Here is a 24,066-nt window from a genome sequence, read left to right on the forward strand (position 1 = left end):
TGTTCCTTAAAATACAGGCACCGCGTATTCAATAATTAATCTTCATCGGTTATTAATCTTCAATGGTGGACAGGTCACCTGTCGGCAAATCGAGCTCCCATGCCTTCAGCACACGTCGCATGATTTTACCGGAACGAGTCTTGGGCAGTTTATCCTTAAACTCGATCTCTCGCGGAGCTGCATGAGCAGACAAGCCCTCTTTTACAAATCGATAGATCTCTTCCTTCAACTCAGGAGTCGCTTCATAGCCCTCACGCAGCGCTACAAACGCCTTGATAATCTCTCCGCGTGTTACATCCGGCTTACCGATAACTCCGGCCTCTGCAACGGCAGGATGCTCTACGAGCTTACTCTCCACCTCAAACGGACCAATACGTTCTCCGGAAGAATTGATTACATCATCAATCCGGCCCTGGAACCAGAAATACCCTTCTTCGTCCATATACGCCGAATCCCCGGATACATACCAGCCAGACAGCCTGAAATATTCATCATATTTGGCCGGGTTGTTCCAAATCTTCGCCATCATGGATGGCCAAGGTGTACGTATGGCGAGGTTCCCCATGCTGTATGGAGGAAGTTCCTGTCCCCGGTCATCGATAATGGCTGCTTCAATACCAGGCAGCGGCCGCCCCATTGAACCAGGCTTAATCGGCATCTCCGGATAGTTACATATCAGCTGTGCTCCGGTCTCTGTCATCCACCAGGTATCATGAATTCGCTGACCATAGGCTTTCCATCCCCAACGTACTACTTCGGGATTGAGCGGTTCTCCAACCGACATTACATGCCGCAAGCTGCTGAGATCATGTTGTGCAATAGTCTCATCCCCTGCACCCATCAGCATACGGAACGCGGTCGGCGCACTGTACCAGACACTCACTTTATTTTTCTCAATGGTGCTGTACCAATCCTGCGGGCTGAACCGGCCCCCACGAATAACATTGGTCACTCCATTCAGCCACGGAGCAAAAATTCCGTAAGAGGTACCTGTTACCCAGCCCGGATCAGCCGTACACCAGTACACGTCATTTTCCCGTAAATCAAGAACGACCTTGCCTGTATAGTAATGCTGAATCATGGCATTTTGGACGTGATAGACCCCCTTAGGCTTGCCCGTAGAGCCCGATGTATAGTGAATAAGCAAACCATCCTCACGATTCAGCCATTCCACTTCCATATCATCCGAGGCTGCAGACATCTCTGCGTCAAAGTCGATTAACCCCTCTTCGGTCTGGGTACCTCCACCCACAACAAAGATATGCTTCAGTTCCGGCAGTTCCGCACGTTTAATGCGTCCCAGCAGTTCTGGCGTCGTGACGAGAGCTACAGCCCCGCTGTCTTCCAGCCGGTCTTTGACTGCCGTCTCCATAAACGCCTCAAACAGCGGGCCGGCTATGGCTCCTGCTTTTAACACACCAAGCAGGCTGAAATACAACTCAGGACTTCTTGGCATAAAAATAAACACCCGGTCTCCCCGGACAATGCCATATTTGCGCAGGACATTTCCAAAACGGTTCGATTGCTCGCTCAAATCAGCGAAAGTATACGCTTCTTCACGCGAAGCATCACTGTATAACAGCGCCGTTCTCCCGCCTCTTCCTTCCAGTACATGACGATCGATCGCTTCATGCGCCATGTTGACTTTTCCGCTGGCGTGCCACGTAAAGTGCCTCTCCACCGATTCCCAATCAAACCGGCTTCGGGCCTCTGTGTAATCGCCCAGGTTAGATTCAGACACAACCGTTTGCAGCATCTCACCATGTGCTTGACTCATGCTTGCCAGCCTCCTTCAACTCGACATTTCGATTTCCCATAATGGGTTACTTCTCATTGCCTTTGTGTTGACTGAACTTCCAGTTAGCGCTTACATTAATAGAGAGAAATTCTCATCATGTACCTGTCTGGCCAAACCAATGAACTCAAATCTGCTTGAATTGTGAACGTTTTTTGTCTACGCAATTATAGCAAATCTACACAATCATCGTCTATGGGTTTTCAATTTTTTGATTTTTTGCTATAAGTAGGGGGAGAGAGGAGCATGAACCATGGAGCATATCAAGGCGTATCATATGCGTTCCATCTTCAAGTCCGGCCACCGAGTCACTGTAGAAGGACCTATGCCTTCCGAGGCAATCACCAAGCTTGCGTTCCATCCCGATCTGGATGCCTTTCGTCGTCCTTCTGAGCAGCAGGAAGCGCTGGCTGAGATTGCGGCATTGCCTGAAGGAAGAATCATCATTGCGCGTGAAAATGAGACGATTATCGGATATGTTACATTTCACTATGCGGATGATTGTGAGCGCTGGTCTGAAGGAAACATGATGGATCTCATTGAGCTCGGAGCTATCGAAGTGGCAGACGAATACCGTTCACTCGGGGTCGGACGCGAGATGCTGCTCACTGCATTTGAAAATGGACAAATGGAAAGATATATTGTTTTCACCACGGAATATTACTGGCATTGGGATCTGAAGGGCAGCGGCCTTTCCGTTTGGGATTATCGCAAAATGATGGAGCGACTGATGCAGACTGTGGACATGACGTGGTACGCGACGGACGATCCCGAGATTTGCTCTCATCCGGCCAACTGCCTCATGGTGCGCATCGGCAGTGAAGTCCCCATGTCCTCCGAGGAACAATTCGACCGTGTACGGTTTCGTCATCGCTTCATGTACTAATACATTGAGATATACATTTATCTAAAAAACCGCCTCTCTAGGCAGCTCCAGATGGCAAACTGGAACTGCCCACGAAAGGCGGTTTTAGTTTATAGACTTATACTTCTATGGCAGCTTCTGAAAGAGACTCAAATTACATATTTTCAAGCATGTGCTCGACAATCCGATGGGAACGCTGAGAAGATTGCACGGTAAATTCAGCAAAGTTCACATGAGCCGACCCGTCCGCTTTATCGGACATGCCGCGCAGCACCACAAAAGGAACCCGATTCATAAAACTAACCTGAGCGACGGCAGCTCCCTCCATCTCCGCACATGCTCCATCCATTTCGGTATACAGCATGTTCACGGTCTCCTTGCTCGCAATAAACTGATCTCCGGACAAAACCTTACCAATCAGATACTTGGCTCCCTGTGCCTTACACGCTTCCTCCGCTAATGCAATCAGAGCAGGTTCCGCGGGGAATGCGGAGGTTTCCTGATACGGGATTACGCCCCGTTCGAAGCCGAGCGGAGTCACGTCCATGTCATGCTGAACGCATACGGAGGAGATTACGATATCTCCAATGTTCAATTCCGGGTTCACTGCGCCCGCAACACCCGTAAAAATAATTCGGTCCACTTGGAAACGATCGATCAAAATTTGCGTGGTCACCGCCGCGTTTACTTTGCCGACACCCGATTTACACACCACGATCTGTTTGCCCAACCATTCACCCGCCACATACGTAATGCCGGTTTGCTTCACCGTCTCCAGTTGCTTCATGCCAGCCAGCAAAAGTTCTACTTCTTCATCCATAGCTCCAATGATCCCAATCGTTTCCTTCAATCTCGCTACCCCCTATTCACTTCCGGACCTGTCCGGTTCGCCTGATTCATCCTCATGAAGCACAAAAGCTCCGTCTCCGGAGCTTCCGTATATCGATTATGTAGAGAGAATTCCTTCTCCCTTTTCGAATTGCTTTAGCCTTAACCAGCGTGGCTTACTGACAGACGAAGAATCGTTTCATGCGGCAAAATAACCCGTGGGTTCTCCACATTTTCCTTCTTCATCAACTTGGTGAGCAAACGCATCGCTACTGCGCCAAGGTCGTACATCGGCTGTGCCACCGTCGTCAATTGAGGACGAACCATGGAAGCCATACGAATGTTATCCACACTAATGATGGAGAAGTCATCCGGTACCTTCAAGCCTTCATCCTGAATGGAGTGAATGGCACCAATGGCCATTTCGTCCGTTGCAGCAAAGATGGCAGTTGGTCTTTTCTTCAGTCCGAGGAAATATTTCATGGCTTCCACACCGGACTCGTAACGATAGTTACCGATCCGTACCAGATCCTCCTGATATTCCATTCCCGCTGCTTCAAGTGCTTTTTTGTACCCTTGGAAACGGGCATACCCGTTCGCAGGATCCTGCAGTGTACCACTGATCATCGCAATTTCCTTGTGCCCATGACGAATCAATGTGTTCACCGCATCAAAAGCCGCAGCTTCGTGGTCGATATCCACGGAAGGATATGTTCCCTTCTCGTCACTCGTTGCACAGAGCACGATGGGTACTGCCGCAGACTGAAACGCCTGAATATGTTCATCCGTTACTGTTCCACCCATGAAGAGCAGGCCATCGACCTGTTTCTCCAGCAGCGTGTTGATGACACGGATTTCCTTTTCCTTTTTCTTGTCCGCATTACACAGAATAATGTTGTAGTGATACATATTCGCAATATCCTCGATTCCGCGGGCAATCTCTGCGAAAGTCGAGTTTGAAATGTCCGGAATAACGACACCGACCGTGGTTGTCTTCTTGCTCGCCAAACCTCTGGCTACCGCATTCGGACGATATCCCAACCGCTCGATGGCTTCATATACTTTTTTGCGCGTTTGTGGCTTAACATTCGGGTTGTTATTTACCACCCGCGATACCGTTGCCATGGACACACCAGCTTCACGTGCCACATCATAAATGGTTACCGTCACAGTACTTCTCTCCATTACCAGTAAATTTTCATACCATTTTCATTAAGATTTATATTACGACAAATTTTTGCATTAATCAATTAAAATAGGCTTTAGGACTCACTTAGAGCATTCGTGAGTGTGGACGAAGTAATATCCGAATGGGAAGTATGCCATACAGGGATTCCGTTTTTGACCAGAATTGCCTGCGGAGATTCGTGCTTAACTCCCAGCTTGTCGGCTGCTTCATTAGACACAGGGCGATCTTCCACAACGTAAATGATGCCATAGTTTACATTTTCATTAGGATTATTTTGCAAATAATGGTTCATCTCCTGATAAGCATTGGCGCTGATCGGGCAGCGTGTGCTGTGCTTAAACAGAAGCAAGGGTTGGTCTTCAGTAGCCTCCACTGCGGAGTTTAGCTGTTCAATACTTGTCATTTTAGTCATGTCAGCCATTTGATATACATCCCCCTTTTTCAGGAATACCGCTATGTTGAGCGTTTTCACTCTAGGATATCTTAACAAAAAGCGCATGAAAAAGCCAATTTTCATGAAAACAAGCATTTAGCACGTCAAAATTAGACAGCATTCGAGAAATGTGCCTGCCATACAAAACCGGACAATTGGCTCAACCTGCGCTCCGTGGTTTCTATCCATTCTTCGTCGCCCGATTTCTGAGCATATCCCATAATATCAAGCAGCAGATTAATTCGTTCGTTTACAGCTTGCTGCATATGATGTGCCATCTCGCGATCGCTTGCATCTGGCCAGGCCAGCAGTTGTTCATGGAAAAGATCCGCAAGTTCATTTTGCTTGCCAAAGGATAGATCCTGTTTCACGGGTTGTTCACCCAATTTGCTGATACATTCTTTCAAATCCGGCTTGACCGGCTGTAATACTTCGTATGAAATACAATCCGTGCATGCGAAAACAGGCACATTCCGAATCTCTACTTTCTTCGCATAAACTACCGTTCTCAATTCCAATTCCATTACATGTCCGCATTTGCACGTTTTGCGCACATTCATCACCTCATTCGTTCTATACTCGTATACGTTACCATTCGACCTTTTTCCGCGTAAATCCTGCTGCAAACCCCAGGTTGTACAAATTACCACTCCCCCCAAATGCAGGTTGTCGAAAATAAGCTTTCATATATATGTAACCGCTATCTGAACAGGGAAAATGCACAATCATGAAGTGTCATACAGAATCTGTTACAATATAAGTTGCGACATCCTAACCACGGCAAAAGGAGAGATGGTTGTGAGATTAACAGGAAAAAAAGTCATCGCACTGGTCGATGAAGAATTTGAGGATCTGGAGTTGTGGTACCCGGTACATCGTGTGCGTGAAGAAGGTGCTGAGGTACATCTGGCCGGAGAGAAAAAAGGTAAAGTCTACATCGGAAAATACGGTGTTCCCGCTGAAGCGGAATACAGCTTCGATGAACTGGACAGTTCACAATATGATGGCATTCTCGTGCCAGGCGGCTGGGCACCTGACAAGCTTCGCCGTTATCCGAAAGTCCTTGAACTGGTGAAGGAGATGCATGCTGATCACAAGCCGATTGGGCAGATCTGTCATGCTGGCTGGGTGCTGATCTCCGCCAAAATTCTGGATGGAGTCACTGTAACTTCCACACCAGGCATTCGGGACGACATGGAAAATGCCGGAGCAATCTGGAAGGATGAAGCCGTTGTTGTCGATGGACATATCATTTCGGCTCGTCGTCCGCCTGATCTTCCTCCCTATGGCAAAGCATTCTGTGATGCCCTTGCTGAAAAGTAAATCAGGAATACAAAAATACAAAAAAAGCCCTTTGCTCTCAGCGGGGGCTTTTTTTTGTATTATATTAACTCAAATGGTATAAAAATGAATATATTAATTTAAAGGTATTTTACATGCACAATGGATTCAAGAAGCATTGGACCCGCTTTGTTCATCAGGATTTCCTGTTGAATCATTATATTTCTGCAAGCGCTGCTCAATGTCTGTACTGGTTCTTAGGGCAAAGCAGTCACGCGCCGCTTCTTTGGCGTCCACGGCTGTTGTATTCAACACCCTGTGCTTCACCCGCAGCAGAGATTGCGGTGACATGCTAAGATTACGAATGCCCAGCTCCAGCCAAAGTGGAATGGAACGTTCGTCACCTGCCATCTCCCCGCACACACTAACCTCAATTCCAGCGGTGCGAGCCGCATCGACCGTTGCACGCAGCATTCGCAGAACTGCCGGATGATACGGATGGTACATGTGAGCAATCTGTTCATTCATACGGTCTACAGCCAGCACGTACTGTACCAGATCATTTGTCCCGATGCTGAAGAAATCCGTTTCCTCGGCCAGCAGGTCAGCAATCATGACTGCCGCAGGCACTTCGATCATGATTCCCACTTTAATATGAGGATCATAAGCAATTTGACGTTCATCCAGATCGGCCATCGCTTCACGCAGAACCTCATTGGCCTGTCTAAGTTCTTCCACCGAGGAGATCATGGGATACATAATTTTGACGTTCCCTGCTGCACTGGCCCGCAGAATTGCTGTGAGCTGTGTCTTAAACAGATCCTTGCGGTCCAGGCTGATCCGGATGGCCCGATAACCTAAAAATGGATTATCCTCTTCAGGCAATTCGAAATAATCGAGCTGTTTGTCACCACCAATATCCAGTGTACGAATGACCACGGAATGACCTGCCGTCTTCTCTGCTACCAAACGATACACTTCATACTGTTCCTGCTCGCCTGGGAAGGTAGCACGGTCCATGTACAAAAATTCCGTGCGGAACAGACCTACACCCTTTGCCCCGTGCTTGAGAGCCAGATCCAGCTCCTTCACAGAGCTGATGTTCGATGCCAGATGCAGCATTGCTCCGTCCTTCGTGATCGCATCCACTGTAGCAAGTACCTGGAGCTGTTCCTTTTTCTTCAGCTGTTTGCTGCGAATCATGGTATACCGTTCAATTGTCTTACGATCCGGTTCCGTGAATACCAAGCCGTTATCACCATCCACCACTAACATATCCCCGGTGTCCACTGGCATGCCAACACTCGCTTCCAAACCGGAAACGAGGGGGATGCCAAGCGCACGGGCCATAATTGCCGAATGCGACGTCTTGCCACCGATCAGGGTCACAATGCCCAGTACGTGACTGGGATTCAGATGGGCCAGCTGTGATGGAGACAGTTCCTTGGCTACAAGTATATAAGGTTGAGTATCCGAAGGAAGCGTGATCTCCGGGGCTCCCAGCAGATGCTTCAACAAGCGGTTGCCGACATCCTTGATGTCGATCGCCCGTTCCTTCATATATTCATCATCCAGCAAATCGAACATGGTAACAAAGTGGTCAATGGCTTCTTTTACTGCCACTTCTGCCGCTTTGTACTGCCGTTCAATAATGCCGCGAATCTCGTTCATGAATACCGGATCTTCCAGAATGGCCAGATGGGCATCAAAGATGCTGGACTCCTCCGGACCGACGACTTCCTTGAACTCATTCTTGATAAATTCGATCTCATCCTTCGATGTCCGTATTCCCTCGTACAGCCGTTCGAACTCCTGGGCGAGATCCACCGAGTCCATCTTCTGGTCCGGCAGATCCCATTCCCAACTGGGCAGGACAAATGCTTTGCCGATGGCTACGCCTGCAGCTCCATTGATGCCTTGTATCTTCATTCTACCCCTCCAACGTTCCTGTCATAGAGCACCACGGACATGACGGATGCCTGACCTTTCTTGACTTGCTTAAATGGAGCAAAACTCCATGATTTGACACGATCCGGATTCGTGATCACCATCGGTGTAGTCAGCGACGCTGCCTCTGCACGCAGAACAGCCAGATCAAACTTGATCAACAACTGTCCGGGCTCGACGGTATCTCCTTCCTGAACGAAGGCTTCAAAATGCCCCTTCAGCTGCGAGGTATCGATACCGATATGAAGCAGGACCTCAAGTCCTTCCCGAGTGGATATACCCAGAGCATGCATCGTCGGATACAGGTGCATAATCGTTCCGTAGACTGGTGACACCAGCTCTCCCTTTTCCGGTACAAAAGCCACTCCATCCCCAACCAGCTTCGCTGCAAAGATCTGATCAGGCACCTCTTCGATCGGCAGCATTTTGCCTTGAACCGGTGCACAGAACAGGACTTGCGGCAAATCCCGCTCCAGGAGCTTGGCGATCTCTTCACGAATCAATTCGGAATACGTGCCAAACACGACCTGGACGTTACCACCACCGAGCTTGATCAGCCCCGCAGACCCCATACTCTTCATAGCTCCCGTATCGATGAGGCGGTCATTGTGCACCGTCAGACGAAGCCGTGTAATACATGCCTCTACCTGAACGATGTTCTCCTTACCGCCCAATGCTTCCAGGATCAATGGTGCCTGGTAAGGAATATTCCCTACCCAATCCTCCAGCATGGAGCCTTCTTCCCGTCCTGGCGTTGGAATCTTGAACGTACGAATGGCCCAGCGGAACAGGAAGTAATAAACCAGTCCATATAGTATGCCAATCGGTATGAGTTTCCAAGCATTCTCTGATAGATGGAAGTTGAGTATGTAATCGATAATGCCGGCGGAATAAGAGAAGCCGTGCCTGATATCAAGCCAATAACCAATCCACATCGCAAGTCCGGACATGACGGCGTGTACGATAAACAGATAAGGCGCTGCAAACAAAAAGGCAAATTCAATCTGCTCGGATACACCTGTCAGAAAACAAACCAGCGCAGAAGTGAGAAATGTCTTTTTGATCTTCGGTTTCAGATCTTCCCTTGCCTCCTGAATAATCGCAAAGGCAATGGCAGGTATGGCAAACATCATGATCGGAAACAAGCCTGCCATAAAGTAACCCGCCGTTGGATCACCCGCAAAAAAGCGTGGCAGATCCCCCTGCACAATGTTACCGTCTGACGTTTCATACGTCCCCAGCTGAAACCAGAACACATTGTTAAGCAAGTGATGCAGTCCAAATGCCACCAATACTCTGTACAGCACTCCGTAAATGAACAAACCAAAACCGCCGAGACTGTATTCCCAAGCGGCGATCGCATTCAGTCCATGCTGCAATATGGGGGCGAGCCACAGCATGAAACAGGAAAACAGCGCCGAGCACAGCCCAACGATTAGCAAAACAAACCTGGACCCGCCAAAAAATTGCAATATCTCAGGCAGCTTGATGCTTTTGAACCGATTATGTGTCACCCCGGCGAGAGCGCCGAGAATAATTCCAACTAAAGAAGCTGGCTGTATGGTTCCATCCCCAAAATGGCGAGTCACCTGATCATATATAACGATACCGGCCAAAGCGGCAAGTCCCGCTTGTCCGGCCTGGTTGGAGAGTCCCAATGCTACACCGACAGCAAACAAATACGGCAAAAAATAAAAAATACCGTGTCCGGCCACGGTAGACACTTCACCAACAACTTTCAATCCCCAGGCGTCCCAGGGCAAACTGCCAACACTCAGCAAAATTGCGGCTGCGGGCAGGACCATTGTAGGCAGCATTACCGCTCGTCCGAGCTGCTGCAAGGATCCGAGCCAATTCATGGCGACCTCTCCTTTCTATCCTAGATGGTAAGCTTTACGAAACGTTTTGTCAAAGCAAAACGGTAAGCTGCTGGAAATTTGCCGTAAACTCTTGAGACTTGCGACCAAATGCCCACCACAGCTACGATCTGAAGGCAAGAAAGCAGTTTAAAGCGAAGGAGCATCCGCAGCTCTAAACACAGAAAAATCCCGTTAACGTGAAGTTAACGGGAGCAGGTCTATTCCATATTCGCTTAACCGCGTCCGGCACCGCGCAGAACGATGGAGTCCTCCACCTTGATACAGCGATTCGTTACGGCCGTCATTCCGTTCTCAGCCGCAATCTGTACAGCCTCATCATTGTGAATGCCTAGCTGGAGCCACAAGACGTTTGCTTTGATGGCTGCGGCTTCACGAGCTACTTCCGGTGTATATTCGCTGCGACGGAACACATTTACAATATCCACGGGCTCGGGAATATCCGCGAGGGTTGCATATACTTTCTCACCAAGGATCTCTCCCTGTGCTTGTGGATTAACCGGAATGATCCGATATCCTCTGCTCTGCATGGCTTCTGCTACCATGTAGGATGTCCGATCTGATTTGTCCGATAAGCCGACGACTGCGATGTTGCCTGCCTTGCGTAAAAGTTGCCCAATTTCTTCGCGAGTTGGGTTGTTAAATTCCATGTTCAAGCACCATCCTTTTCTGCTTAAAGTGCGTGTTCAAAAAGACCAGTTTTCAGTACCGAGAAGATGGGATCAAGCTAGAAATGGAGTAGCGGAGCGTAGGGAAAACTACGTGAGCAACGGACATTTCGGCTGAATTCCATATTCGATGCTGATGATGCCGCTAGGCATCCTTCGTAATCAAAAGCGGACTTTTTGAAACCTCTTAAACGTGTTATTTTACTCTTTTACCCATTGAACCGAAGCGCCAAGCGCCTGCAAATGATCGAAATATTGTGGATAGGACTTGGCTACGTGGTGTGCATCCCGAATACGAAGCGGCTCCTTGGAACGAAGGCCAACCACGGTCAATGCCATGATAACGCGATGATCGAAGTGAGCATTAATCTCTACGCCGCCTTCAACGCCCTCCGGACGTCCGTGAACGATAATCTCGGCCTGACGCTCTTCCACGTTAGCCCCAGCCTTGCGCAGCTCGTTCAGGTAATCCGTAATTCGGTCACATTCCTTGTAGCGCAGGTTCTCTACATTATAAAACCGTGAGGTCCCTTCCGCAAATACAGCCGCGGCTACCATCGCCAAAACAGCGTCCGTCGCTGCATCTCCGTCAAATTCTACGGCTTTCAATTTTCCGTTACCTTGTACATGTACCACATCATTCTCATGTGTCAGCGGCACTTCCATCATGCGCAGAACGTCGACAATCGCACGCTCTCCCTGTTTGCTCTGTTCCATCAGGCGCAGAATCTTCACATCCGATTGAGTAACTGCCGCTGCAGCCAGAACTGCAGCCGAACCGGGATAGTCTCCTTGAACGGTATACGTCTGCGGTTGATAAGCTTGACCACCAGGTACGCGGAAAGACATGTAATCATCGCTCGCATGAATAATGATTCCTGCCTGTTCAAGCACTTCAAGTGTTTGACCGATCACCACTTTGGACTTGAGGTCATTCAATACTTCAATGGTGCTGTCTTCCGCAAGAAGTGGAGTAACAAAAAGCAATGCGCTCAGATATTGGGAACTCACTGATCCGGACACACGGATATGTCCGCCCTTGGCATTACCCCCTTTGATCGTGATCGGCAGTCGTCCTTGTTCATGCTGCACTTCAACGCCGAGCTGGCCAAGAGCATCAATCAGATCGTCATGCGGACGTTTACCGAGTGAGTCCGGGTAGGTATTCACAAAGGTAACTTCAGGACAGAGTGCGGTGACGCCCATCAGAAAGCGAAGCACTGCACCTGCGTTGCCTACATTTAACTCGCGCACATCACGAGGATGGCTGCCGAAGCCTTGAATGACGATTTTGCTATCATCTTCTTCTAGTACGGCTCCAAGATCACGGATACATCTGCGCATCGCATCACTGTCTTCGCTGTGGGCCGGATAATGAATTGTACTTGTACCTTCTGCCAGTGCTGCTGCGAGCAGATAGCGGGTAGTGTAGTTTTTGGAGGAAAGGGCTCCAATTTCCCCATTCAGGGTAGGGGTTGGTTTAACAATTACGTCCATGGATGAAATTCTCCTTCATTGATCAGATTAATCTGCTATATATATTTGTTACAAATAAAATGAAGTCCTTTTGCCAAATTGACATCCCCCACTTAGCTTGGGTATCATTATAGGCGTTAAGTCCATACAGAAAAGAGGACCTGAATAATGACTCAAATAGCTGAAATAGAAACATCCGAGCTGCGTCGCCGCCTGCAGGCGGGAGAGAAGCTTCAGATGATAGACGTTCGTGAGGACGAGGAAGTCGCGCAAGGCATGATTGAAGGAGCCAAGCACATCCCGCTGGGACAAATTCCGGACAGATTGTCCGAAATCGAGAAGTCCGGCGAGATCATTCTGATCTGCCGCAGCGGCTACCGCAGCGAGCGTGCCGCCGAGTACTTGCAGCAGCTTGGTTATGCAGGCTGCACCAACATGGTTGGCGGCATGCTGCAATGGCAGCAGGAAGACTAAATGATCTGGAGCAGGAACCAACACAGCGTTATCGGGAATTGCAACAAGGCAGTTCACCCTGCAGCTTTTGGATTCCGCTCCGCTACAGTCAGTTTTAAACGGGCCATTTGGCCCGTTTTGTTATATTCCCACCCAATAATCATTGCCCCTTATCATCTGCTTCACCGTTGTAACTTCCCCACTACTTGAGGTCATAATAGACATCAAAATGCAGCGAACACAAGCTTAGACGCGGTAATGCGCTAAAATAAGACGAGACACTTCAGCTGCGGATAACTCGGTTGTATCCACTGTGTAATGTGCAAATTTATATGCGTCCTTCCGTTCCTTCATAATGGTATGAATGCGTTCCTCTGCATTGCCTGCCAGAAGAGGACGTTTATCATCGCCGCTTACGCGCTGTACAATTGCTGCGGGATCAGCAGTCAGCGCAACAATCCAACCGTTCTTCGACATTACATCACAATTGTCAGAACGCAGTACCACACCGCCTCCGGTTGCGACCACCTGCGACTTTTTTTCCAGGACCGAACATAACATGCGGCTCTCGGCATCACGGAAATACGACTCACCTTTGCTTGTGAACAATTCCGGAATCGTACAGCCTTCCTCTTTCTCCACCGCGGTGTCCACATCGATCAGCTTGTAACCCAGCTCACGGGCGAGCAGGTCAGCTACCGTTGATTTGCCGGTTCCCATCATGCCTATGAGAATAATATTGTTAGACTTGCTCAAGGGTGTACACTCCTTTATCTCAAGCATTTCATGAGCGCTTTTGTCCTATCATAACACAGCCCTGCTAACGGGGGAAGGCCACAATAGGTCTGTTGGAAAACAGACATATCATGAAAAATGGCCCGGAGGCATCCGGCATACCGGAACTCCAGGCCATTCTTCAAGAAAGGGTGTCCCAAACGAACAGGGAGATCAACCCAACCTCATATTAAAGCTGTTGAAGCTTCGAATGAACAAATATATATTATTCCATCCAGTTGTGATGGAAGTTTCCCTCTTTATCCACACGTTTGAAGGTGTGAGCACCGAAGTAGTCACGCTGTGCTTGCAGCAGGTTTGCAGGCAAACGTTCTGTACGATAGCTGTCGTAGTAGGAAAGCGCGCTGGAGAAACCAGGTACCGGAATACCTTGTTTTACAGCAGCTGCTACCACTTCACGCCACGCATCCTGATAGGATTCAACGATGTTTTGGAAATATGGGTCCAGAAGCAGGTTTTTGAGTTCTGCATCCTTGTCATATGCTTCTTTGATGTTTTGCAGGAACTGTGAACGGATAATGCAGCCGCCGCGGAAGATCATGGCGATGTTACCGTATTTCAGATCCCAGCCATACTCGTCGGAAGCCGCACGCATTTGGGCAAAGCCTTGTGCATAGGATACGATTTTACTTGCGAACAATGCTTTGCGTACACTCTCGATGAACGCTTTTTTATCGCCGGAGAACGCTTCGGCTTTCGGTCCGTTCAGGATTTTGCTCGCAGCTACACGCTCATCCTTCATCGCAGACAGGAAACGGGAGAATACGGATTCCGTAATCATGGACAACGGTACGCCGAGATCCAGCGCGCTTTGGCTTGTCCATTTACCTGTTCCTTTTTGTCCGGCCGCATCCAGAATAACGTCAACCATTGGTTTGCCGGTTTCCGGATCGTATTTGGAGAAGATATCCGCCGTAATCTCGATCAGATAGCTGTCCAGTTCGCCTTGGTTCCACTCTGTGAAGATTTCGTGCAGCTCCTCAACGGAAACATTCAGAACGGATTTGAGCAGGTGGTAGGCTTCCCCAATCAGCTGCATATCTCCGTATTCAATACCGTTGTGTACCATTTTAACGTAGTGTCCGGCACCATCCGGTCCGATATATGTACAACAAGGATCGTCACCAACCTTGGCGGAGATGGCTGTCAGAATCGGTTCTACCAGCTTGTACGCACTTTCCTGTCCGCCCGGCATAATGGAAGGGCCTTTCAATGCGCCTTCTTCACCGCCGGATACACCGGTACCAATGAAGCGAATGCCTTTTTCCTCCAGCTCTTTGCTGCGGCGCTGGGTATCAGGGAAGTAGGCGTTCCCTCCGTCAATAATGATGTCGCCCTCATCCAGGTGAGGCAGTAATTGTTCAATGGTTGCATCCGTCGCTTTACCGGCTTGTACCATGATCAGAATTTTGCGCGGGGATTCCAGGGATGCCACGAACTCTTCAATGGAGAACGTGCCTGTGAGGTTTTTACCTTCAGCTTCTTTCAGAAGATCATTGGTTTTCTCCGGGGAACGGTTAAATACCGACACCGTGAAGCCTCTGCTTTCAATGTTAAGGGCCAAATTTTTGCCCATTACTGCAAGTCCAATGACACCGATCTGTTGTTTTGCCATCTGGGTCCTCATCCTTTGCTCCAATTAATTTTATTGAAATTGACTCTCAACAATATCCCCATTTTAACGGTTTTACGCATGGAAGTGAACCCCGCACCCCTGCTGCGCAACGAGAAAACACCCCAAATATCTGAGGTGTTCATCGTATTTTCATAAATACGGTCTTCGGGCTCAACCTTCGAGCATCAGCATGTGTCCGGACAGACGCTTTAATGTCTCTCGGCAGATGTCTGCCTTCTCTGTATTATCCATCTGAATGGCAGCGTACAGACGCTCCAGTTCATCATCAATTTCCATCCGCAGGAGCATGAGCCGCTCCTCTCCTTCTCGCGATAGAAACATCTCTTCCATCTCCTCCGCCGTCGGCGCGGGTTCCTTTTGAAAAATGACACGCTGTTTGAATCCAGAAACTTCCACAAGACGTATGACCTCACCAAACAAAATGTTCTCTACCGTCATCTGCTGATCCTTGAAACGTTTAACGACAGCATGCCCGCGTGTATCCCCTATCAGCTTCTCGAGCCATTCTGCCAGCTTGGCGTCCTTAATGATGTAGTCACCTGTCATCTTGTAGTTCCCGCTGCGTGTCTGTTGAAAACGGAGCTTTACCAGCTTGCGCCCGGTGCGGACAGACAGAATAAAATAGGATTCATCCTCGCTCCAATATAGTGAATACCCTTCACGAATAAGGTCTTTGATCAAATTTTGGATATGCCGACGGTTGAACCGCAGCTCCAGATTGCAATATTCAACTTCATAACTCTTATTCACGGCACTCCCCTCCATTTGTACCGGATGTGTTACCGGTCCTCTTCTTCCATTGCTTATTTCATTGCTACTTCCGTATCGGCTTACCCTATTTTATACTTCATTTTATGTAAGGGTACTTGGTTATTTGACTATTTTTCATCGAATCCTACAGTGGAATCGATGTTTCCGCGGATGCACAGGGGCAAGCCCCCGAATTTCATGTTATACTGGACGCGAAATGTTGTCGCCTGCATATTGAAAAAGGAGTTCCAACACCGGATTCAACCGGTATAGGAACTCCTTTTTATGTTCATTTGGCAGGGGCTGTGCGATACGGTCTTCGCGATAACACAAAATGAACAACCGCGAGCCCGGCCATAACAACAGCACTTCCGATAAATGGAGCCGGGTGGCTGATGTGATCCCATAACAACCCCGAAACGATGGGACCCACAACCATGCCGGACCCCTGAAGGGTGAGAAAAAATCCCCAGATAGCCCCTCGCTCCCCCTTCGGTATAAGAGTAGCCACGAAGGTATTCCAGGCAGGTAAAATCATGGCATAACTAACCCCTACCAACATGACGATGCCAAAAACAACCGGAATGGATGTAATGGACGCAAAGGCAAACAGACTTGCAGAGGCGAGTAAAAAGCCCATATGGAGAAATATCGATGTCCCGAATCGATCCACCATTTTACCCACTGGAAGCAGGGCAATCACTGTTATTCCGCCGCCTGCGATTAACAGCAGACTATACAGGTTTGGTGAAATATGAAGGTCAGTTCGGGTATACAACGTAATAACCGGACTGAGAAGGCCTATAACAAAGGACTGCATAAACAGGGCAGGATATACCAGCGGATTGACATTAAGCGTGCTGCGCACCCTCTGCAGGGTCCCCTGTACACTGTTTTTGAGCCTGATTAACGGTGTAAGCAGATGAGGCTTCGGTGGGTATTTGACCGCTTTTTTGGTCGTTTCCCCTCCTGTATGCTGTTGCTCTTCCAACACCACCCGTCCTGGTAGTATCATGGCGACCAAAATAACGAGAACGGCACAGCCAAGCAGGACAAGAAATACGGTACGATAATCATGGTCGGTACGCTCAAGCAGCCAGTTCATGCCGATCGGTCCAAGTCCCGTTCCACCCAGAGCAGCCATTTCCAGCGCCCCCATCGCTGTTCCGTTTTTGTTTTGAGGTCCTGACAGTGCAGTCACCCCCGTCATGGCACAGGGCCAGAGCGGTGATGTTCCCACACCAAGAATCAGGCAGGCCAGAGCCAGTCCAAATGCACTTTTGAAAAAGATAATCATGATTACTGCAATCAATGTACAGATTAAGGCTGTTACCATCGTCGCACGAAAACCGATGCGTTCTGCTGCCCAGCCCGATGGTGCCCTGAACAGATTGTCCCCCAGGTATTGAAGGGCAAAGGCTACACCGATCACCCCTGCGGACAAGCCCAAAATATTATCCATATACACTGGCAGAACGGCCACCAGCAGTGCTCCTTTAATCACTTCAACCAAGAAAAGTGTTAGCCACATCGCGATGAAAAATGGTGATCGCAAAATTTTGACTGGTTTGATGTCTGTCTGCATTTCTTATTCCCCTTTCGGTGTTCACCGGCCCATCTCCTATCCATACTGTAACCGTCAGGGATACGCCCAAATCTTAGCAATTTGAAAATTTGTCAAGCCTACCGCTTGCATTCGGTTCCTAATTTGCTATACTCATCTTTGTTTGACATTTTATCAGGAAAGGTTGTGACAGCACTGATGGATCACCGCCGTACGCCGCTGTTTACCGCTTTAAAAAACCACGCGGCACTCAATCCGGTGCAATTTCATATCCCGGGACATAAAAAAGGATTGGGAACGGATACCGAATTTCGTGAATTTATCGGCGATAATGCCCTCTCCATAGATTTGATCAACATCGCTCCGCTGGATGATCTTCATCAGCCAACCGGTGTCATTGAGGAAGCGCAGATTCTGGCAGCCGATGCATTCGGAGCCGATCATACCTATTTTAGTGTGCAAGGCACAAGCAGTGCAATCATGACTATGATTCTGTCGGTATGCGAACCGGGTGACAAAATTATTGTGCCCCGCAACGTTCATAAATCGGTCATGTCTGCCATTATTTTCTCAGGAGCGAAGCCTGTATTCGTATCTCCCGCACAGGATGCCAACCTCGGTATCGATCACGGCGTGACTACAGGTGCTGTACGACGTGCGCTTGAGCGTCATCCGGACGCCAAGGCATTGCTGGTTATTAATCCAACGTACTTCGGTGTATGTACAGACCTAAAAGAGATTGTTGAACTCGCCCATAGCTACCAGGTGCCTGTACTTGTGGATGAAGCACATGGCGTACTCATTCATTTCCATGAGGAACTGCCGTTGTCTGCAATGGCTGCCGGAGCGGATATGGCTGCAACAAGTGTACACAAACTTGGCGGTTCCATGACACAGAGTTCCGTGCTGAATCTGAACACCAAAAACGGATTCGTGAATCCGCAGCGTGTACAGACCATTCTCAGTATGCTGACTTCTACGTCTACTTCGTATATCTTGCTTGCTTCACTTGATACGTCAAGACGCAATCTGGCGCTGCACGGTCACGAAATGGCACAGAAGGCCATTGATCTGGCTCAATTCGCGAGACGTACCATTAACGATATTGACGGTTTGTACTGCTTCGGCAAAGAGCTGCTCGGTACGGAGGCAACCTTTAACTATGATCCGACGAAAGTAACCATTCATGTGCGTCATCTTGGCATCACAGGCTATGAGACCGAGAACTGGCTGCGTGAACATTACAATATTGAGGTCGAGCTCAGTGATATGTATAATATTCTGTGCCTGATCACTCCTGGCGATACGGATGAATCGGTGGACATCTTGCTGAACGCACTCCAAGATCTGTCCCGTACGTATTATCAGGTTAACCCTGCACATGAACTTGTGGTTAAGGTTCCTGACGTTCCACAATTGATGCTCACGCCGCGTGATGCATTCTACGGGGATACGGAGGTCATTCCTTTTAAAGAATCAGCAGGACGTATTATCTCTGAATTCATCTACGTATACCCGCCTGGAATTCCGATTCTGCTGCCGGGTGAGGTTATTACGCAAGAAAATATTGATTACATTATCGACCATGTTGAGGTTGGATTGCCTGTAAAAGGCCCCGAAGACCGCAGTGTTACCAATGTCAAAGTCATTGTGGAAGCAGATGCGATTTTCTAAGGGATTACTCTAATGATCCTACTCCATGGGTAATGATATCGAAGGACCAAGCTCCGGCTTGGCCCTTTTTTGTTGCTTTTTAGAGCATGAAAACAAACAAAAGACCCCTTGAGATCAAGGAGCCCCGTTGTTCTAGTGCATAAGAAAAATTACTCTTGTCCTGCGACGAGCTCGTTGTAAGCCGCTTCAACGCGGTTCCACTCGGCTTCGTCTTCAATATTGTAGAGCACCATTTCCTCGTCTTCTTCTTCCATACGCAGAATGATGCCGTCAGCTTCAGGATTGTTACGTTCCAGCAGGAGCGCATAAACATGGTTTTCCACGTCAAACGTCTCCACCAAAACCATCTCCACGTCATTTCCGTTCTCGTCTGTCAGAGTCAGAAGAACTTCTTCATGCTCGTGGTCGTGGTCATGGTCGTGACCGCAGCCGCAGGCATCGCCGTGTTCATGTGTGTGATCGCTCATTGATATACCTCGCTTTGTAAATAGAAATTGTGTAACCTTGCATATCGTAACATGTTCGCAAGGCTAGGTCAATTTACTCAGCAACGTTATTTTTCGCCTCATTCGTTTAGTGCGGTAATGATTTTCTCTGCCACCAGAACGTAGTTGCTGTTTGCATTTTCTTTAATATGAAAACCAACCTGGTATTTGCCAGCACGACTGAAATCATACGTAAAATCGTAAGTCCGGAACCAGAAATTATCCTTCTGGGTTTTGAGCTCCTGGGATTGAATATCCTTCACCTGGCCACTCGGATTGGTAATTGTCACCTTCACTGCAGCCACATCCGTTGTTAAGCTGTCCACTTGAGAAAACACATTGAATTTCAATTTGCCAACGTTCACGTTGCCAAATACGGTGTCTCCCTTGAACAGAAAAATATGTACATTCGGCTTAATCACCGTTACTCGCTTGTTGCTGTTATCCCATCTGGCGATCCCCCCTGCTTCTCTCACAGGTACATAGGTCGTTCCATCGATCAGGTAACCTCCGTCAGCTGCTTCCTTGCCGTTGATGAGCACCCGAATCTTTTCGTTTACGGAATCCGCAAACAATAAAGACCCGCCGAGCAAGGAGAATACCGTGACACACAGCAATATTCTTTTCCATTTCATTCCGTCAATATTCCCTCCCCTGCTGCAAGCTGTTGTACATTTATACTGCAGGTTCAACAACAAAGTTGCGCTGTTTTTCATCATTTTTCATTTTTTATCCAGAAAATTTCCCATCCCTTGGAACAATCAAAAAGAGGCCCTTCTCCTTCGAGAACGCCTCTGTAGTATGGTTATTGTAAATGCGAGCTTATACGAATTATTTCTGGGAAACTTCAGCCTGAAAAGAGACTAGGAAGTCGTGTGCCGAGTCAGGATGCAAGGTACGCCTTTCCCTACGGCTCCTGCCGTCCGCATACGTGCAGCGTATTCCATGCCTCGTGTACAGGGTGTCTTGCATCGCTCGCACACATCTGAAGTGACCAATTTCATGGACACACGGAGTTTGTCACTCTTCAACGCTGGTGCTTTTTTACCTTTTGCCTTTGCCATCCCGGATTCCCCATTTCCGCAAGTGCTTACTAATGTAGTGCATCATATGGGGATTCGCCCGGTTTGGTGTCAATGCCGAATGATTATTCTTGCGAAATCGTTCGTTAGATAAAACCACCGTTTACACGCAGTGTCTGTCCGGTGACCCACTGCGATTCAGGGCTGACAAGAAAAGAGATAACACTTGCGATGTCTTCCGGTTCGCCCAAGCGACCAAATGCATTCATCTTGCGCAGCCCATCCAGCTGCTGTTCTGTCTTGCCCGCGGCAAACAGTTCCGTATTCACCGGACCAGGTGCCACTGCATTAATCGTAATCTGTTTGGAGCCGAATTCCTTCGCGAGTTGACGGGTAAATTGCTCCACTGCACCCTTGGTACCTGCGTACACGCTATATCCAGGAAACATCTGACCAACTACGGAGGTGGAAAAGTTCACGATTCGTCCGGCGTTCTCCATGGTTTTCAGGGCTTGCTGACAGGCAAAGAACGTTCCCTTCACATTAATTGCAAATTGCTGGTCAAACTCCTCCTCGGTAACGTCCGCCAAAGGTGTTGTTTTCATCACCCCTGCGTTGTTGATCAAAATATCCACTTTGCCCAGCTGCTTCACCGTTTCTGCGAATAAGTGCTCCACATGATTCTTTTGTGCCAGATCTGCGTGGATCGTGATCGCCCGGACACCCTTTTGACGAGCTAGTTCTGCCACTTCTTCTGCCTTGTCTGGACTGCTCGCATAGTTGATGACGACATCTGCGCCAAGATCGGCGAGCTGCAGGGCTATTGCCCGTCCAATTCCGCGTGATGAACCCGTGACGATGGCAACTTTACCTGATAAATTGGTCATGAGATTACTTCCTCCCTGAATTCAGATGAAATACACCTTGCTCAATCAGCAACCAAACCTGCTCGAATTCCTCATCAATGGTCTCACGATGCCATTCGTATGCATGTGCGGGATGATGGAAGCGAGCTGTTGCGTTTAGGATTCCTGCAGCAACCTTGTTCGGTTTCGGGAAACGGAGCTGCTGGTCCTGCTGTATAATCTCGGCGAGATGCTGTGTTAACTGCTCCACATGTCTGTAAATGAGTTCTGCCGATTCCTGTGTAACCTTGGCATACATATCAAATAACTCTGTGTCTGATTCTGCATAGTGCCGTTTAAGGTGATTTAAGGTTTTGATATATTTTTTGAGATGTTGTATTCCTTCTCCAGCTTCGGTCTGTACGCTTACGACCTTCGCGAGTGGAGCGATAATCTCATCTTCCAACCACTGTGCCGTTACACCTTCAAGTAGTTCCTTCTTGCTGGCATAATGCCTGTAAATGGTACCATGGCTGACTCCAAGCAATTTCGCTACATCTGTAACGGAGGTTTTGGCAGCACCAAACCGCCTGATGGTTTCCTGCGTGGCTGTAATAATCTGCTCTTTGGTTAAAAATTCAGAAATTTTATCTTTGCTCATATCCTTAAGATGGTTAAAACGAACCACCCACTGGTCACCTCCGTCGTAAATGTAGATTAACACAGATTTTAACAAATGACAAATATTGATTTTTGTCATTTGTCATTCTAGTGATATGTACTTTTTTCACACAGCAAAAAAGAGCCCAAGTAACGGACTCTTCATCTCACCCTCTATTATTTATTCAGAAAACATACTTGAACAGTAAGAATAGGACAACCAGAATCCCTCCAAGAATCAGCCAATTGCTGATTTCCCACCAAATGCCTTTACCTCCACCAGATATAAGTTCTTGTTCGCGCTCTTGATGACGCTGGCTGTGCGTTTCTGTCTCTGAGGCATGCGGTGGTTTGCTAAAATCCATCATATACATTCCCCTTTCCAGCAGAATTTCCGGCCTTCAAGTTCCATTATAACCCAGAATTGCATTAAAGGATGAATGATTCTCCCCCCATCGGTAGTGTCGTCTATTCAGCTGATAACTCATTCTCTGTAACCCACTTGTGATTTTTCACCGGATCTCCTCCGGTTGTCGGCGTGTAATCCACCATATACACGGTTGTCTGTTCAGCGGAATCAATGGTAGCGGTTGCCCCTTTCATACCGGTCATGTGGTCGGCGTTCAATACAACCTTTGTACCAACTTTATAGGGGGCATTATTATGATCCTTTATTTCCTCTTGGATCACCCACTTATGGTTCTTCACAGGCTCTCCCCCCGTTGTCGGTGTATACGTAACTGCATAAACGGTCGTTTCATAGGCTCCAACAATCGTGGCGGTTGCCCCTTTCATACCGGACATATGGTCGGCACTCATGATAACCTGGCTGCCAATCGGATATGTAGGATTCACCTTTTCCATAAGCCCTTGTGGCAGCTCTCCTGAATCCGAATGATGCATTTCTCCTGTAGTGGCTGTATGACTGTTATTGCTGTCTACGCTGCCATTGCTGCTATTCTGTTCCGTATTTTTACCGCAACCACTTACGATCAGACTTCCTGTGATCAGTAGAGATACCATCATCATTACGTACTTTTTCATGTCAACTCTCCTTTGAAATACGAATCTAGATACCTATAATATACCCCATGTGGGTATACTTCAACCTTCAACCTTCAACCTCCAAGCTTTACCCTTAGACCCGCATAATAAAAAAAACACCTTCAGCTCTGTCCTATCCCCTTTTTGCAATGGGCCATGGGACAGACATTTGAAGGTGTTCTTAGTTCATATTGATTATTACGCCATCTCCAGAGTTACATTTACATTGCCTTTGATTCCTTTGGAATATGGGCAATAGTCATGAGCAAGTTTGACAAATTTCTGTGCGGTCTCTTCATCCAAACCCTCGATTTTCACTTCCAGCTCGACTTCCAGCTTTACTCCGTTGTCCGAAGGATCTGTAACAAGCATTACCGTTGCAGATACGGTGCTTCGCTCAATCTCCACATTGTGTTTCTTCAATTGGAATTCCAAAGCAGAGTTAAAACATGCACTGTATCCTGCTGCAAACAGCTGCTCCGGATTCGTAGCCGTAGTCACTTTACCACCAAGCTCCGGCGGTGCAGCTACATCCAGCATAAATACGTTATCTGGTGATTGCACGATCCCTTGACGTCCACCTGTATTGATTACTGTCGTTTCATATAGAGTTTTCATTGTCATTTCTCCTCTTCATCATTTAATTTTATTTGATAAGTTAATCTTGCTTATTTATTGTTTACAATTAGATTGTAAACAATTTAATTGCTTTTGTAAACAATTTTTTTATTATAAAAAAAGAAGCCACCATTTTGGTATTATCCCCTTTTAGTAGACAT

At 48.0% G+C, this 24,066-nt stretch carries 25 protein-coding genes; 4 read left to right on the plus strand and 21 right to left on the minus strand.

Translation table 11 applies throughout. The features are described from left to right. Positions 1 to 52 precede the first annotated feature (52 nt). Complete coding sequence (acsA, locus tag F4V51_RS20030) at positions 53 to 1,777, minus strand: acetate--CoA ligase (protein WP_095290209.1); 1,725 nt, start codon at positions 1,775 to 1,777, stop codon at positions 53 to 55. 271 nt (positions 1,778 to 2,048) lie between these two features. On the opposite strand from acsA, the gene F4V51_RS20035 reads away from it, so the two are divergent. Further along, positions 2,049 to 2,681 carry a GNAT family N-acetyltransferase gene (locus F4V51_RS20035; RefSeq protein WP_153979368.1) on the plus strand — a complete coding sequence of 211 codons (633 nt, stop codon included), beginning with the start codon at positions 2,049 to 2,051 and terminating at the stop codon, positions 2,679 to 2,681. A gap of 133 nt (positions 2,682 to 2,814) precedes the next feature. Here the strand turns inward: F4V51_RS20035 and F4V51_RS20040 are convergent, their stop codons facing one another. The 4 genes from F4V51_RS20040 to F4V51_RS20055 form a co-directional block, all read right to left on the minus strand. Beyond that, positions 2,815 to 3,510 carry a 5'-methylthioadenosine/adenosylhomocysteine nucleosidase gene (locus F4V51_RS20040; RefSeq protein ID WP_095290206.1) on the minus strand — a complete coding sequence of 232 codons (696 nt, stop codon included), beginning with the start codon at positions 3,508 to 3,510 and terminating at the stop codon, positions 2,815 to 2,817. A gap of 140 nt (positions 3,511 to 3,650) precedes the next feature. Then, positions 3,651 to 4,658 (minus strand): catabolite control protein A, encoded by a 1,008-nt coding sequence (gene ccpA, locus F4V51_RS20045; protein ID WP_127537845.1) that lies wholly within the window; start codon positions 4,656 to 4,658, stop codon positions 3,651 to 3,653. Positions 4,659 to 4,750: 92 nt separating this feature from the next. Next, on the minus strand, positions 4,751 to 5,098 hold the full coding sequence (gene ytxJ / locus F4V51_RS20050) for a bacillithiol system redox-active protein YtxJ (protein ID WP_153979369.1): 348 nt from the start codon (positions 5,096 to 5,098) through the stop codon (positions 4,751 to 4,753). 122 nt (positions 5,099 to 5,220) lie between these two features. Further along, complete coding sequence (locus F4V51_RS20055; RefSeq protein WP_153979370.1) at positions 5,221 to 5,634, minus strand: hypothetical protein; 414 nt, start codon at positions 5,632 to 5,634, stop codon at positions 5,221 to 5,223. Positions 5,635 to 5,902: 268 nt separating this feature from the next. Between F4V51_RS20055 and F4V51_RS20060 the strand changes: the two genes are divergently transcribed. Next, a complete protein-coding gene (locus tag F4V51_RS20060; RefSeq protein WP_153979371.1) occupies positions 5,903 to 6,433 on the plus strand; it encodes a type 1 glutamine amidotransferase domain-containing protein in 531 nt (176 codons plus the stop codon). 126 nt (positions 6,434 to 6,559) lie between these two features. On the opposite strand, the gene ptsP is transcribed toward F4V51_RS20060, so the two are convergent. The 4 genes from ptsP to aroA all read right to left on the minus strand — a co-directional run bounded on the left by ptsP (position 6,560) and on the right by aroA (position 12,380). Continuing rightward, positions 6,560 to 8,320 carry a phosphoenolpyruvate--protein phosphotransferase gene (gene ptsP / locus F4V51_RS20065; protein ID WP_153979372.1) on the minus strand — a complete coding sequence of 587 codons (1,761 nt, stop codon included), beginning with the start codon at positions 8,318 to 8,320 and terminating at the stop codon, positions 6,560 to 6,562. After that, positions 8,317 to 10,197: a glucose PTS transporter subunit IIA gene (locus F4V51_RS20070; protein ID WP_095290194.1), complete on the minus strand. Its 1,881-nt coding sequence runs from the start codon at positions 10,195 to 10,197 to the stop codon at positions 8,317 to 8,319. Before F4V51_RS20070 ends, ptsP begins: the two co-directional genes overlap by 4 nt. A gap of 233 nt (positions 10,198 to 10,430) precedes the next feature. Beyond that, positions 10,431 to 10,865, minus strand: a complete 435-nt coding sequence (locus tag F4V51_RS20075; RefSeq protein WP_095290193.1) for a CoA-binding protein — start codon at positions 10,863 to 10,865, stop codon at positions 10,431 to 10,433. Positions 10,866 to 11,084: 219 nt separating this feature from the next. Beyond that, positions 11,085 to 12,380, minus strand: coding sequence for a 3-phosphoshikimate 1-carboxyvinyltransferase (gene aroA, locus F4V51_RS20080; protein WP_095359385.1), 1,296 nt, complete (start codon positions 12,378 to 12,380; stop codon positions 11,085 to 11,087). 147 nt (positions 12,381 to 12,527) lie between these two features. Here aroA and F4V51_RS20085 point away from each other — a divergent pair, with 147 nt between their 5' ends. Continuing rightward, positions 12,528 to 12,833: a rhodanese-like domain-containing protein gene (locus F4V51_RS20085; RefSeq protein ID WP_095290189.1), complete on the plus strand. Its 306-nt coding sequence runs from the start codon at positions 12,528 to 12,530 to the stop codon at positions 12,831 to 12,833. Between the two features lie 225 nt (positions 12,834 to 13,058). Here F4V51_RS20085 and F4V51_RS20090 read toward each other — a convergent pair whose 3' ends face one another. From F4V51_RS20090 to F4V51_RS20105, 4 genes are all read right to left on the minus strand, one after another. Continuing rightward, complete coding sequence (locus F4V51_RS20090; RefSeq protein ID WP_227779834.1) at positions 13,059 to 13,568, minus strand: shikimate kinase; 510 nt, start codon at positions 13,566 to 13,568, stop codon at positions 13,059 to 13,061. Between the two features lie 244 nt (positions 13,569 to 13,812). After that, a complete protein-coding gene (gene gndA / locus F4V51_RS20095; RefSeq protein WP_153979374.1) occupies positions 13,813 to 15,222 on the minus strand; it encodes an NADP-dependent phosphogluconate dehydrogenase in 1,410 nt (469 codons plus the stop codon). 171 nt (positions 15,223 to 15,393) lie between these two features. After that, complete coding sequence (locus tag F4V51_RS20100; protein ID WP_095359401.1) at positions 15,394 to 15,993, minus strand: hypothetical protein; 600 nt, start codon at positions 15,991 to 15,993, stop codon at positions 15,394 to 15,396. 289 nt (positions 15,994 to 16,282) lie between these two features. Then, positions 16,283 to 17,578 (minus strand): MFS transporter, encoded by a 1,296-nt coding sequence (locus F4V51_RS20105; protein WP_153979375.1) that lies wholly within the window; start codon positions 17,576 to 17,578, stop codon positions 16,283 to 16,285. Positions 17,579 to 17,755: 177 nt separating this feature from the next. Between F4V51_RS20105 and F4V51_RS20110 the strand changes: the two genes are divergently transcribed. Further along, the gene (locus tag F4V51_RS20110; protein ID WP_095290184.1) at positions 17,756 to 19,231 is read left to right on the plus strand and encodes an aminotransferase class I/II-fold pyridoxal phosphate-dependent enzyme; all 1,476 of its coding nucleotides are present in this window, start codon (positions 17,756 to 17,758) and stop codon (positions 19,229 to 19,231) included. A gap of 149 nt (positions 19,232 to 19,380) precedes the next feature. Here the strand turns inward: F4V51_RS20110 and F4V51_RS20115 are convergent, their stop codons facing one another. The 8 genes from F4V51_RS20115 to F4V51_RS20150 form a co-directional block, all read right to left on the minus strand. Beyond that, complete coding sequence (locus tag F4V51_RS20115; RefSeq protein ID WP_095290091.1) at positions 19,381 to 19,698, minus strand: DUF1292 domain-containing protein; 318 nt, start codon at positions 19,696 to 19,698, stop codon at positions 19,381 to 19,383. Between the two features lie 98 nt (positions 19,699 to 19,796). Continuing rightward, on the minus strand, positions 19,797 to 20,351 hold the full coding sequence (locus F4V51_RS20120; protein WP_153979376.1) for a stalk domain-containing protein: 555 nt from the start codon (positions 20,349 to 20,351) through the stop codon (positions 19,797 to 19,799). Positions 20,352 to 20,579: 228 nt separating this feature from the next. After that, entirely contained in the window at positions 20,580 to 20,780 is a 201-nt protein-coding gene (locus F4V51_RS20125; protein WP_095359404.1) for a hypothetical protein, read from the minus strand. Between the two features lie 104 nt (positions 20,781 to 20,884). Next, positions 20,885 to 21,625, minus strand: a complete 741-nt coding sequence (locus F4V51_RS20130) for an SDR family oxidoreductase (protein ID WP_153979377.1) — start codon at positions 21,623 to 21,625, stop codon at positions 20,885 to 20,887. Positions 21,626 to 21,629: 4 nt separating this feature from the next. Continuing rightward, positions 21,630 to 22,244: a TetR/AcrR family transcriptional regulator gene (locus F4V51_RS20135; RefSeq protein WP_153980787.1), complete on the minus strand. Its 615-nt coding sequence runs from the start codon at positions 22,242 to 22,244 to the stop codon at positions 21,630 to 21,632. 184 nt (positions 22,245 to 22,428) lie between these two features. After that, on the minus strand, positions 22,429 to 22,611 hold the full coding sequence (locus F4V51_RS20140; RefSeq protein ID WP_153979378.1) for a hypothetical protein: 183 nt from the start codon (positions 22,609 to 22,611) through the stop codon (positions 22,429 to 22,431). A gap of 100 nt (positions 22,612 to 22,711) precedes the next feature. Beyond that, positions 22,712 to 23,287 (minus strand): YdhK family protein, encoded by a 576-nt coding sequence (locus F4V51_RS20145; protein WP_153979379.1) that lies wholly within the window; start codon positions 23,285 to 23,287, stop codon positions 22,712 to 22,714. 198 nt (positions 23,288 to 23,485) lie between these two features. Continuing rightward, complete coding sequence (locus F4V51_RS20150; RefSeq protein ID WP_153979380.1) at positions 23,486 to 23,905, minus strand: organic hydroperoxide resistance protein; 420 nt, start codon at positions 23,903 to 23,905, stop codon at positions 23,486 to 23,488. Positions 23,906 to 24,066 lie beyond the last annotated feature (161 nt).

The organism is Paenibacillus xylanilyticus (assembly GCF_009664365.1).
Taxonomy (GTDB): Bacteria; Bacillota; Bacilli; order Paenibacillales; family Paenibacillaceae; genus Paenibacillus; species Paenibacillus xylanilyticus_A.